This window comes from Paraburkholderia aromaticivorans, from assembly GCF_002278075.1.
GTDB classification, from domain to species: domain Bacteria; phylum Pseudomonadota; class Gammaproteobacteria; order Burkholderiales; family Burkholderiaceae; genus Paraburkholderia; species Paraburkholderia aromaticivorans.
Map to the genome: position 1 here is coordinate 1,583,971 of NZ_CP022990.1, position 12,825 is coordinate 1,596,795.

Sequence of the window (12,825 nt, forward strand, 5' to 3'; positions counted from 1 at the left end):
GTGAGGCTCACAGTGAGAATATCCCCAGCGCGACGCAGGCAATCGTCATGACGACCGACGCGCCGAACAGCAAGGGGAACGTGAATTTCTGATGGTCCGCGAGATCGATGCCGCACAGGCCGACCACGAGGAACGTGGCGGGCGTCAGCGGGCTCACCGGAAAACCAGTGGTCATCTGGCCGAGCAAGGCCGCCTGGCCGACGTGCACCGCGGGCACGCCGAGTTGGCCGGCCACTTCGGCGATCACGGGCAGCACGCCGAAATAGAACGAGTCGGGGTCGAACAACATGCTGAGCGGCATCGAGAGCAAGCCGAGCACCACGGGAATATGGCCGGCCATCGCCGGCGGCACGAAACCGACCGCCGCCTGCGCCATCGCCTTCAGCATGCCGCTGCCTTGCATCACGCCGGTGAACACGCCGGCCGCGAGCAGAATGCCGGCCATCATCAACGTGGCTCGCGCATGCGCGTCGATCCGTTTGCGCTGCATATCGACGTTCGGATAGTTCACCATCAGCGCGATGCACAGGCCGACCATAAACATGATCGCCGGCGGGATCTTCTCGCCCATCACGACCATCGTGCCGAGCACCACCAGGGTCAGCACGATGTTGAACCAGAAGTTCTTCGGCCGGCGCAGCGCCTGTTCTTCGGGCGTGAGTTCGCGTTTCGGCATGGGCACCGAAGCGCTCGCCGCCGTGAGGCCGAGGCGTTTTTCCTCGCGCCGACCGAGCCAGAACGCCATGCCGAACACGAATGCGAGGCCGATCGCCTGCACCGGAATCAGCGGATTGAAGAGCGCCGAGATCGGCAGATGCAGCGACGCGGAGGCGCGAATCATCGGCCCCGTCCACGGTAGAAAGTTAATACCGGCCGCCATCGAAACCGCTGCGGCGAGCACGCGCCGATCCATCTTCAGACGATCGTAGAGCGGCAACATGGCGGGAATCGTAACCAGAAAGCAGACGGCGCCCGAGCCGTCCAGATGGATCAGCAGCGCAAGCAGCGTGGTGCCCATCACGATCCGCGTGGGCCGCGTGCCGACCGCGCGCAGAATGCGGTCGATGATCGGATCGAGCGTGCCGGCATCGGTGATGGTGCCGAAGTAAAGAATCGCGAACACGAACATGCCGACGACCGGCGCGAGGCTCTTGAGCCCTTCGATCACGAACTTGCTGGTCTGAAAGCCGAAGCCGCCGATGAGCGACGCCGCAATCGGCACGATAATGAGCGCGACCAGCGGCGACATGCGTTTCGACAGAATCGCGCCGAGCAATACGACAATGGTGGCGAGCCCCAGTAATGGCAGCATGTGTTTGTCTCCGAGATTGTTTTTTACTGCGATCCAGCGTAAGTTCGAAGCGCTTATAAATCAATTGAAATGATTTGATCGCAGCAATTACAAACCATCATGGATCTGAATCTTCGGGACATTCGCGCGTTTATCGCAGTGGCGCAAACGGGCAGCTTCACGCGAGCGGCGACCCGGCTGCATCTGTCGCAACCGGCGCTGACGGTGCAGATTCGCCGGCTCGAAGAGACAGTCGGCATGCGCCTGTTCGACCGCAATAGCCGCAACGTCGCGCTGACGCCGACCGGCCGCGAATTGCTGCCGCTCCTGCAGAAGTCGCTGCACGACATGGAGCACGTGCTGATCGACGCACGCTCGCTCGGCGAAGGCGCGAGCGGCACGGTGCGCATCGCCTGCCTGCCCACGTTCGCGGCCAGCGTGTTGCCTGAACTCGTGCAGGACATCAAGAAGGCCGTGCCGCGCGTGAGCTTTCATGTCCGCGACGTGGTTGCCAGCATGGTCAATACGCTGGTGCGCAATGAAGAGGCCGACATCGGGCTGACCGGCGGCCAGCTCGACGATGCCGCGTTCGAGGTGCTGCATGCGGGCATCGACCGGCTGGTTGCCGTGTTTCCGAAGCGCCATGCGCTGGCCCGGCGGCGGCGCATCACGCTCGCCGATCTCTCCGCCGTGCCGCTCGTGCTGACCGCCCAGGGCACGAGCGTGCGGGCCGTTGTCGACGGCGCCTTCGCGAACGCCCGCTGCACACCGGAGATCGCGTGCGAACCCACCTACATGATGACCGCTGTCGCGATGGTGCGCGCCGGGCTCGGTGTGACGATCCTGCCGGCGTCGGCCCGCGAAGTCAGAGCAGAGCCCGAACTGATCGTGCGCGCGGTCGACGATCCCGCGTTCACCCGGCCGATCGCGCTCATCAAGAAGCGCGGCCGGACGTTGCCGCCCGTCACGGAGACCTTTGTTTCGATGCTGATCGAGAAACTCGGCGAGGATTGAACAGGCGCGGCATGCGCTTTACCTTTCAATTTCAAACAGCGCCCGATTATCACCATTAATCGGCTGATTTAATTCAACGCGCTCGCAATAATATCGGCTTCGCGCGAGTTCGAGCGATAAGAAAACCGCTCGCGCGTCCAAAAAAATCCAAAAACTTTGAAAACTAAAAATGATGACGAGTCAGTTTCGAATACTCGCGATAGTCGCGGCGTCGCTCGCCTTGGCTGCTCCGGCCTATGCGGCATTGGGCGGCGCACCGACCTATCCCGTCACGGCGAGCAGCACGAGCGCGGGGGCGGCCGGCCAGCATAGCGCAGCCGTGGCGCGCTTCGCCGCCAGCGGCAGTTCGCCAGCGGCGAGCTACACCGTCAGCCAGACAACGCTTTCATCGGGCACCGTCGTCAGCGAATACATCGGCGCGGGCAACAGCGTCTTCGCGTTGAGCTGGCAGGGCCCGACCATGCCGCCGCTCAAAACGCTGCTCGCCACGTACTTCCCCTCTTATGTCCAGGCGCTTACCGATGCCCACGTTACGCAAGGCGGGGGATATGGACCCGCAGTCGTCCATCAGTCGGGTTTGGTCGTGGAGACCGGCGGCCATATGGGCGCCTTCGTGGGCCGCGCCTATTTGCCGCAAGCGCTGCCGCAAGGGGTAAGCGCTGACGATATCAAATAACTCATTGAAATCATCAGAGAGAACAACAGTGCGCAAAATCGCAAGGATTATTGCCGCGGCGCTCGGGCTCGGATTGGCACTCGGTCTTGCCGGCTGCGGTGGCGGCGGCGGCGGTAGCAGCAGCACCACGGCGGCCAACTCGCCCGCCGCGGCGAGTGCGCCCGCGGCATCGGGCGGCTCGACGAACACTCCCCTGACCAGTAACCCGACACCCAATGTGCTCGCCGTCGACGCGTCGGCCGTACCCACACCGGTGGGCGTGGGCAATACGATGTTGGTGACGGTAAGCGGAACGGGCATTCACAACCAGCCGATGGTGAGCGTCAAGATCTGCGCACCCGGCTCCAACGCGACAACCAGTTGCGCGACGATTCCGAACGTGATCGTCGACACGGCGTCGTTCGGGCTGCGTCTGATTCGCTCGGCGATTCCCGACGCCACCTTCAGCACGCTCACCGCCGAAACGGCTCGTCCGAGCGGCCTGCCGCTCGCCGAATGCGCGCTGTTCGGCAGCGGCTATGCATGGGGGTCGGTGCATCTCGCGGACGTGGGGCTATCGAGCGAAATTGCCCCGTCGGCGCCGATCCACGTGATCGGCGATCCGGCACTGAGCGTGGCCGCGCCGGGTGAATGTCAGGTCGGGCGGCAGTTGGCGAGCGTTGCCGATATCGGTGCGAACGGCATTCTCGGCATTGGCGTGAGTCCGACGGATTGCGGTTCAGCGTGTGAACTGACGGCGCGTCCGCAGTTCTATTACACCAATGCCGGCAACGCCACCTCGGTGCCTGCCAGCGGCCAGATCACCAATCCGGTGTCGCTCTTCGCGCACGACAACAACGGCGTGATTCTGGAGATGGCGCAAGTGTCGGATAGCGGCAGCGCGACGGCTCAAGGCACGCTCGTGTTCGGCATCGACACCCAGGCCAACAACGTGCTGAACGGCACAGGCGCGCCACTCTTGCGGACGAACCTGAACGGCGACTTCACGTCGAGCTATAACGGCACCGTGTTCACGCAGACGTTCTTCGATTCGGGCTCGACCGTGCTGTTCTTTCCGGACACGACGATCGCCCGCGACGCGTCGTCCGGCTACTACATTCCGGCCGCGACGGTGGGCCGTACCTCGACCCTCGTGGCGACCAATCCTTCGAGCGTGACGCTCGGCTTCAATATCGCGAACGGCGCGACGCTGAACGTATCGGGGAATAACGCATTCAACAACCTCGGGATCTACATGACCCGCCAGTTCGACTTCGGCCTGCCGTTCTTCTACGGGCGCCATGTGTACTACGGCATCTCGGGGCGCGCATCGAGCGGCGGCGGGGCGGGGCCGTATGTCGCGTACGTTTCGAGTTGAGTTTCTGGTGACGTGCAGTGGTTATTGGAAGGACGTCGATAGCCACTGTGCGTGTGACATGCGAACCTCGCTGCATCTCGCTGCATCTCGCTGGTTAGAGAAGCATTCAAAACAGTGCCAAGTGCACGCCTTTTTACATTGTCTTCGGGGACCTGATGAACAAGATTTCAATGATCTGCCTGAGTGCCGCTCTCGTCGGCATGCTGAGTGGCTGCGCCGGTACGAACTTCGTCCGTCCTGATGATGCGGCTTTGCAAAACGGCAAAACGACCGTTGCCGAGGCGCGCGCAAAATACGGCAGCCCGTTTCGCCAGAGCACCGTCACCAAAAACGAGGAAGACGTGACGCTGCTTTCCTATGCGTATGCGTCGACTGGCGGCACGCCGCTGGAAACCGGGGTGATACCGGCGCGTTCGCTGGAACTGGGCTTCTGGAAAGACGTGATGGTGTCGAACGTATTCGTCTCCACGTTCAAGGACGACGCCAGTAGTTTCGACGCGTCGAAACGCTCGGCCATCGTCAAAGGCAAGACCACCCGCGACGAGGTTATCGCGTTGCTGGGCAGACCCGCCGGCTATGCGGTGTATCCGATCATCAAGGACAAGAACGGCCAAGCCCTCGTCTATGCGTATCACACGACGAGCGGGTCGGCGTTCAACCTCAAGTTCTCCAAGCGCGATCTGATCGTGACGATCGACCCGAATGGCGTGGTCTCGGATGTGAATTACGAGTCGTCCGGGATGCAGTGATGGACGTATTCCCGGCGGTGCGGCGATAAAACGGAACCCGGCCTGCGTGCCGGGTTTTGCTTTTATTGCGTCGACGTTGCGCGAACCCACCGGACGCAAAAACTCGTAGGTCCGTTGATCCGTGTCCGGAACGCTGGCAACCTAGCGAATCCCCAAGACAACTATGTTGCATGGGACGCAGCAGGTGCATGGGACCAGAGTAGGCGCTGAAGCGCCAACTCTGGTCGACACATCGGAGACAAGGGCGATGGAATCCATCAGCAAGTTGCACGACGACGACCTCGAGCACTTCGAAGCCCATGGCGCGGCGCCGTTGCCGGTTTCGAACGAAGAAGGCTACGTCGAGCACGAAGGCGCGCGCATCTGGTATGCGTCGTATGGCGCCGGCGCGCCGGTGATTCTCCTGCACGGCGGTCTCGGGCACAGCGGCAACTGGGGTTATCAGCTTCCGGCGCTGCTCGAGGCGGGGCATCGCGTGGTGGCGATCGACAGTCGCGGACACGGCCGCAGCACTCGCGACGCGCGCCCCTACCGGTACGAGTTGATGGCGTCCGACGTGCTAGCCGTCATGGACACCTTGCAGCTCGATCGTGCGGCGCTGGTCGGCTGGAGCGATGGCGCCTGCGTCGCGATGGTGTTGGGGATCACCGCCCCGGAGCGCGTGGCGGGCGTGTTTTTCTTCGGTTGCAACATGGACCCGAGCGGCACGAAGCCGTTTGTACCCACGCCGACGATCGAGCGCTGCTTCAGCCGCCACGCAAAAGACTACGCAGAGCTTTCGGCGACCCCGGACGATTTCGATACGTTTGTCGGCGCCGTCAGCACGATGATGAAAACCGAGCCTAACTACCGCGCCGACGACCTGGCCCGAGTCCGTGCGCCGGTCGCAATCGTGCAAAGCGAACACGACGAATTCATCAAGCCGGAACACGCCGAGTACCTTGCCCGCACCATTCCCGGTGCCGAGCTGATTCTGCTGTCCGGCGTGAGCCATTTCGCCCCGCTGCAACGGCCGGCGCAATTCAATCGTGTGATGCTCGCTTTCCTGCGCCGCATTGCCGGCTAAACGGGCCGCGGCCACACGGCGGCCGCTCGCGATCCTGCCGCGAATAGAACGACCGCACTTAAACCGCCGAAAATTTCACGATGTGGAACGATCGATTGCTTCGTAAAAAATCGTGGTGCGTGGCACAAATCCGGCATTTCGCAATGCCGCCCCGCGTTTCACATGGCGGAACGACGACGATAAGCCGTTATTTTTAAAAACAATTTTTTGCTCCAACGAAGCGTCGAACAACCCCTTGCGCCGCTGCCTGCTGACGTAAACTCTTTTACAAGAGCCGACGCTTCAGTAGCCGGGCGAGTGGGATGAGACGGAAGCACTGTCTGACGGTCCCCAACCCCGCGCTCGAAGCCGCCACGGCACCGCGGTTTTTAATTGGTCATTGGGAGACTAAAAATGAAAGGCTTTCGTTTTGGTTCGAATCAGGGAGCGTTCTACATTTTGCCGGGACAAGGCGGTTGGGAAGCAACTTACGGCAACGAAACGCTCGGCGAGTTTGCCAGCCCGCAACAAGCGGCCGACGACCTCGCACGCGGCTTGATCTGCCCGCATCTCTCGGAAGGCGACGACACGGCAACGCTCGAAATTCCAGAGAAGCTCAGCGACTGGGAAATCGTTCACGTGTGATCGCAGGTATGGCGGCAACTCACGTCGAAATGAAAATGACGATGGCGCTCGAGAGCGCCATCGTCATGCTTACCGCTTACTTCTGTGCAGCACGCTTCTTCCGTGCTTTAAGCAATCGCGTCCACGATCTTGTTCAACGTGGCGCTCGGGCGCATGGCCTTGCTCGTCAGTTCGACATTCGGCCGATAGTAACCGCCGATGTCCGCCGGCTTGCCCTGCGCAGCACCCAACTCCTCGACGATTTTCGCCTCGTTTTCGGCCAGTGCCTTCGCCACGCCGGCGAACTGCGCCTGCAGCGCGGCATCTTCGGTTTGCGCGGCCAGTGCTTCCGCCCAGTACAGCGCGAGGTAGAAGTGGCTGCCGCGGTTGTCGATACCGCCGACCTTGCGCGCCGGCGACTTGTCGTTGTCGAGGAACTTGCCGGTTGCCTGATCGAGCGTCTTGGCCAGGACCTGCGCCTTCGGGTTGTGATACGCAGTGCCCAGATGTTCGAGCGACGCGGCCAACGCCAGGAATTCACCCAACGAATCCCAACGCAGGAAACCTTCTTCGACCAGTTGCTGAACGTGCTTCGGCGCCGAACCGCCCGCGCCGGTTTCGAACATGCCGCCACCTGCCATCAGCGGGACGATCGACAGCATCTTCGCGCTGGTGCCCAGTTCCATGATCGGGAACAGGTCGGTCAGGTAGTCGCGCAGCACGTTGCCGGTGACCGAGATCGTGTCCTTGCCGGCGCGGATGCGCTCGACCGAGAACTTCGTCGCTTCGACCGGCGTCATGATGCGGATGTCCAGACCGCTCGTGTCGTGGTCCTTCAGGTAGTGCTCGACCTTCTTGATGATCTGGGCGTCGTGCGCGCGGGCCGCATCCAGCCAGAACACGGCGGGCGTGTTGGAGGCGCGGGCGCGATTGACCGCCAGCTTGACCCAGTCCTGAACCGGCGCGTCTTTGGTCTGGCACATGCGCCAGATGTCGCCCGCTTCGACCGGTTGTTCGAGCAGCACCGTGCCGGCTGCGTCCGTGACGCGAACCACGCCGTTGGCCGGAATCTGGAACGTCTTGTCGTGTGAACCGTATTCTTCGGCAGCTTGCGCCATCAGGCCGACGTTAGGCACCGTGCCCATCGTGACCGGGTCGAACGCCCCGTGCTTCTTGCAGTCTTCGATCACCGCCTGATAAACGTCCGCGTAGCAACGGTCCGGAATCACGGCCTTGGCGTCGTGCAGCGCGCCGTCCGCGCCCCACATCTTGCCCGACTCGCGAATCATGGCCGGCATGGACGCGTCTACGATCACGTCGCTCGGCACGTGCAGGCTGGTAATACCCTTGTCCGAATTGACCATGGCGAGCGGCGGGCGCTGTTCGTATTGCGCCTTGATGTCCGCTTCGATCGCCGCGACCGTTTCAGCCGGCAGGTCTTTCAGGCGCGCGTACAGATCGCCGATACCGTTGTTCGGGTTGAAGCCGGCTTGCGCCAGCACGTCGGCGTGCTTGGTCAGCACGTCTTTGTAGAACACCGACACCACGTGACCGAACATGATCGGATCCGACACCTTCATCATGGTGGCCTTCAGGTGCACCGAGAACAGCACGCCCTTCGCCTTCGCGTCGGCAATTTCCGCTTCGATGAAGCTGCGCAGCGCGTTCTTCGAGAGCACCGAAGCGTCGATGATCTCGCCCGCTTGCACGGCCGTCTTTTCCTTCAGGACCGTCTTCGAGCCGTCGGCAGCCGTCAGTTCGATCTTCACCGAACCGGCTGCGCCGATCAGCGCCGATTTTTCGCTGCCGTAGAAATCACCGCTGTTCATGTGCGCGACGTGGGACTTCGAGTCCGCGCTCCACGCGCCCATCTTGTGCGGATGCTTGCGTGCGTAGTTCTTCACCGACAGCGGCGCGCGACGGTCCGAATTGCCTTCGCGCAGCACCGGGTTGACCGCGCTGCCCTTGATCTTGTCGTAGCGAGCCTTGACGTCTTTTTCTGCGTCGGTCGTTGCGACGTCCGGGTACGCCGGCAGTTTGTAGCCCTGATCGCGCAGTTCCGTGATCGCGGCCTTCAGTTGCGGCACCGACGCGCTGATGTTCGGCAGCTTGATGATGTTCGCTTCCGGACGCGTGGTGAGTGCACCCAGCTCCGCCAGATCGTCGGAACCCTTCTGTTCCGCGCTCAGGTAGTCGGGAAATGCAGCGATGATCCGGCCGGCCAGCGAAATGTCGCGCGTTTCAACGATCACGTCGGACGAGCGCGTGAACGCCTTGACGATCGGCAGCAGCGAGTAGGTCGCCAGAGCAGGCGCTTCGTCAGTCAGGGTGTAGATGATCTTCGGCGGTGTGGACATGTTCGATGCTTTGCTAGGTGAAGTGATAGACAGAGCGTTTGGTAGCGCTGAGCCGGCGAGGTTGCGACGAAGCAGCAAAACGCAGCGCGAGGCTCGGCACTACTTTTTACGGCCAGAGCGTGAGTATATGCGTGTTTTCCTCTATTCGCTGCGAAACAAACATATCCAGAACGCACGCTCAATGGGGTCCAGCCCCGCCAGATAAGACTTACAGCCTCATACACCCGGTCTGAAAAGAGATGTCTTATAGATGACCTGAACCGCAAAAAATAATTTGTGAATGCGAATCAGATGCATTACCATTCGAGCACACCTTTCAGTTTCACCCTTTCGTCTAACAACCACTCGCTAGCACGGCGCCGTTTTTGCACAAATCTGGTGCGCGCCGCCACCTGCCTAATTCGAACAACATGCAGACTCTATTTGTCGCCGGCCGCCCGACTTTTGCGCGCGGCCAACGTCGCACCCCATCGCTGCTTAGCGCGGGGCTTCTGGCCAGCGTCGGTTTGACGCTTTCCACGCTGTCGTCGCCGGGATGGGCGCAAGCCGCGGCGAGCGAGACGGCCGCCACCTTGCCGGCCGTGAGCGTCACGGCGTCGAAAGACAGCGCGGTCGCGCAAGCCGACACGGTCAGCGCGGGCGCGCTCGGTTCGCGCAAGCAGGTGGACACGCCGTTCTCGACCCACGTGGTGACGAGCGACGAAGCGCAGGATCTGTTCGCGACGACCGCCAACGATCTGTACAAGTACGATCCGGCCGTCTCGGTCACGAGCGAAAACGCGATCAGCGAAAATTCGATGTTCACCGTGCGCGGCATGCCGATCGACACGCTGAACAGCATCAAGGTGGACGGCCAGACCTTCCCGTCGTGGGATACCGACCTGTCGCTCGAACCGTTCGAGCAGGTGGAATTGCTCAAGGGCCTGTCCGGCTTCATGTACGGCTTCGGCTCGCCGGGCGGGATCGTCAACTACGTATTGAAACGCCCCACCGACACGCCGTACCGCAGCGTCACCGTCGGCTACAGGTCGGCCGGCGTGTTCAGCGAGGCGGTCGATCTGGGCGGCCGCTTCGGCAACGACGACCGTTTCGGCTACCGCCTGAACCTCGTCAACGAAGACGGCAACACCGCCGAGGACCACGGTCACGTGCGCCGCCAGGTGGCGTCGCTCGCGTTCGACTTCCGCATTACGCCGGACCTGACGTGGAGCGCCGACGCGTTCTACCAGAAGCGCAAAACCAACGGCACGCTGTTCGGCCTGATGTTCGGCTCCGACGCCGGCGGCATTCCCGACGCGAGCAAAGTCACCCACGCGCTGACGCAACCGCAGAACTATTACCAGACCGAAATGGCCTCGTTCGGCACGGGCCTCGACTACCGCCTCTCCGAAAACTGGCACGCGAGCGTGAAATACCGCTTCGCCAAGGAGAATCGCACCAATTCGGACAGTCTTCTGTTTGTCACGGACGCAGCGGGCAACTACTCGAACACGCTCTATGCGGCCATGACGCGCTACTTCTACCAGAACGTCGACGCGATGGTGCAAGGGCATTTCAACACGGGCAGCATCAAGCATGACGTGGTGGTAGGCGCCGGTTTCGAAACGCAAACCAGCGAGTACAGCAACAGCACGGGTTGGAACGAGGGCTACTTCCTCGGCTACGGCAATCTGTACGGCAGCACGTTGCTGACCAACGACGAAGTCAGCATCGGCTCGGACCTGTACCGCCAGCAGCGCACCACGCAGGCTGCCGTGTACGCGAGCGACACCGTGCAACTCACGTCGCGCCTGTCGGCCCTGGTCGGCCTGCGCTACACGCAATATCGCCAGCATGTGTACGACCCGAGCGGCGCCGTCTCGTCGCAATACGAAGCGGATCCGGTCACGCCGACCTTCGCGCTGATGTTCAAGACCGATCCGTACTCGACGGTGTACGCGAGCTACGTCGAGTCGCTCGAACAGGGCGGCGCGGCGTCGAATACCAACCTCAACTACCCGGCCACGTTCGGTCCGCTGAAGAGCAAGCAGTACGAAATCGGCTTCAAAACCGATCACGCCGGGTGGGGCGCCAACGTTGCGCTGTTCCGTGTCGATCAGGGCTACAACTACACGAACACCGCCAATATCTTCGTGCAGGATGGCACGAAGCGCTATCAGGGCGTCGACGCGAGCGGCTGGCTTGCGCTGACGAGCGAATGGCGCGTGCTGGGCGGCGTGATGTGGCTCGACACGAAGGCAGTGGACGTAGACGACCCGTCCGTGGAAGGCAAGCGCATCTACGGCGCGCCGCGCTTCACCGTGACGGGCCGTATCGAATACAACCCGTCGTATCTGCGCCCGCTCACGCTGGCCTTCGGCGGCAAGTATGTCGGCAATCAGGCGGTGGACGCGCAGAACACGCAGTTCGTGCCCGCCTACACCACCTTCGATCTGAGCGGCCGGTACGAGACCAGGATCGCCGGCAAGGACGTGACCTTCCGCGCCGGGATCAACAACCTCTTCAATCGCCGTTACTGGACGACGGCATGGGGCTACTACGTGGCGCCGTCGCCGACGCGCACCGCCGTAGCCAGCGCCACGCTGCAATTCTAGGCATCAGGTGAACGAGGGGCGCCCGCGTCGGGCGCCCCGATCATGGGCGGAATCTGCGCGACCAGCGCATCGATCGCACAGCGCGTTTTCAGCGGCAGATAGCGGCTCTTCGGCCACACCAGGTGGATCTCCTGAGAAGGCCGGAAACAGTTGTCCATGACCGTCACCAGTTCGCCGGTCTGCTCATGGCGGGCGAGCAGCCAACTCGGCAGCCACGCCAGGCCGAATCCGGCGAGCGCGGCATCGACGATGCCTTGCATGTCGTCGAAACCGAGCTGCGGCTGAACTTGCGCGCGGCGAATCTGCCCATCCACGTCGACCACATCCCACGGCTGCGCCGAGCCTGCCCGCAAGTAGGCGATCACAACGTGTCCGCTCAGTTCGGCCACGCTGCGCGGCGTGCCGTGCCGCGCCAGATAGGCTGGCGCGGCGCCGATGCTCGCGTGCTGCACGCCGAGCTTGCGCGCGGCGAGACTCACGCTGTCGGCGAGCGGTCCGACACGCACCACGAGATCGAAACCCTCTTCGATCACGTCGACGAAGCGATCGGTAATCGAAATGTCGATCTTCAATTGCGGATGCTTGCGCGCAAGTCCCAGCAGCACTGGCGCCGCGCAGTGATGCCCGAAGGCCTGCGGCACGCTCACACGCAGACGCCCTTTCGGTTCGCGCCGCCCTGAGTCCAGGTCGGCTTCGGCGGCCTCCAGTTCGGCCAGCGCGCGCACACAGCGGTCGTAATACGCCTGGCCGTCTTCGGTGAGGCTCTGACTGCGCGTCGTGCGATTGAGCAGGCGCACGCCGAGCCGCTTCTCGAGCCGCACGATCACTTTGCCGACCGCGGAGCGCGTCAGGTTCATGCGCTCCGCGGCCAACGCGAAACTGCCGGTTTCAACCACGCGCACGAACGTGGTCACGCCGTCGAGGATGTCGCTCATACTTCGCCTTATTGGTTCCTTCCAAGACACATTTCTGGGATTTTCACGCGCCAATGGGGACTTTAATTCCCCCTATATTACACATTCCATGGTGGGCAAAGCCCATCGACTTTCGAGGTGGAAATCCATGACCAATGATCCGATCGCGCCGCCACGGCGCGCACAACGGCCCCGAGCGGCGGC

Annotated in this window: 10 protein-coding genes; 7 read left to right on the forward strand and 3 right to left on the reverse strand. The window is 62.4% G+C overall.

Going from position 1 to position 12,825, the window contains the following annotated elements; translation table 11 throughout:
- Positions 1-7 precede the first annotated feature (7 nt).
- Positions 8-1,312, reverse strand: coding sequence for a CitMHS family transporter (locus CJU94_RS26840; protein WP_095421658.1), 1,305 nt, complete (start codon positions 1,310-1,312; stop codon positions 8-10).
- 99 nt (positions 1,313-1,411) lie between these two features.
- Here CJU94_RS26840 and CJU94_RS26845 point away from each other — a divergent pair, with 99 nt between their 5' ends.
- The 6 genes from CJU94_RS26845 (at position 1,412) to CJU94_RS26870 (ending at position 6,777) form a co-directional block, all read left to right on the forward strand.
- Positions 1,412-2,305, forward strand: a complete 894-nt coding sequence (locus CJU94_RS26845; RefSeq protein WP_095421659.1) for a LysR family transcriptional regulator — start codon at positions 1,412-1,414, stop codon at positions 2,303-2,305.
- Between the two features lie 169 nt (positions 2,306-2,474).
- Positions 2,475-2,981 carry a DUF2844 domain-containing protein gene (locus CJU94_RS26850; protein ID WP_095421660.1) on the forward strand — a complete coding sequence of 169 codons (507 nt, stop codon included), beginning with the start codon at positions 2,475-2,477 and terminating at the stop codon, positions 2,979-2,981.
- A gap of 28 nt (positions 2,982-3,009) precedes the next feature.
- Positions 3,010-4,338, forward strand: a complete 1,329-nt coding sequence (locus tag CJU94_RS26855; RefSeq protein WP_095421661.1) for a DUF3443 family protein — start codon at positions 3,010-3,012, stop codon at positions 4,336-4,338.
- 155 nt (positions 4,339-4,493) lie between these two features.
- The gene (locus CJU94_RS26860; protein ID WP_095421662.1) at positions 4,494-5,087 is read left to right on the forward strand and encodes a hypothetical protein; all 594 of its coding nucleotides are present in this window, start codon (positions 4,494-4,496) and stop codon (positions 5,085-5,087) included.
- A 247-nt stretch (positions 5,088-5,334) separates the two neighbouring features.
- Entirely contained in the window at positions 5,335-6,153 is an 819-nt protein-coding gene (locus tag CJU94_RS26865; RefSeq protein WP_095421663.1) for an alpha/beta fold hydrolase, read from the forward strand.
- Between the two features lie 393 nt (positions 6,154-6,546).
- Positions 6,547-6,777 (forward strand): hypothetical protein, encoded by a 231-nt coding sequence (locus tag CJU94_RS26870; RefSeq protein ID WP_095421664.1) that lies wholly within the window; start codon positions 6,547-6,549, stop codon positions 6,775-6,777.
- Positions 6,778-6,884: 107 nt separating this feature from the next.
- Here CJU94_RS26870 and CJU94_RS26875 read toward each other — a convergent pair whose 3' ends face one another.
- Complete coding sequence (locus CJU94_RS26875; RefSeq protein WP_095421665.1) at positions 6,885-9,113, reverse strand: NADP-dependent isocitrate dehydrogenase; 2,229 nt, start codon at positions 9,111-9,113, stop codon at positions 6,885-6,887.
- A gap of 410 nt (positions 9,114-9,523) precedes the next feature.
- Between CJU94_RS26875 and CJU94_RS26880 the strand changes: the two genes are divergently transcribed.
- Positions 9,524-11,707: a TonB-dependent siderophore receptor gene (locus CJU94_RS26880; RefSeq protein WP_095421666.1), complete on the forward strand. Its 2,184-nt coding sequence runs from the start codon at positions 9,524-9,526 to the stop codon at positions 11,705-11,707.
- On the opposite strand, the gene CJU94_RS26885 is transcribed toward CJU94_RS26880, so the two are convergent.
- A complete protein-coding gene (locus tag CJU94_RS26885) occupies positions 11,704-12,642 on the reverse strand; it encodes a LysR family transcriptional regulator (protein ID WP_095421667.1) in 939 nt (312 codons plus the stop codon). The two genes, CJU94_RS26880 and CJU94_RS26885, sit on opposite strands and share 4 nt — an antisense overlap.
- Positions 12,643-12,825: the final 183 nt, after the last annotated feature.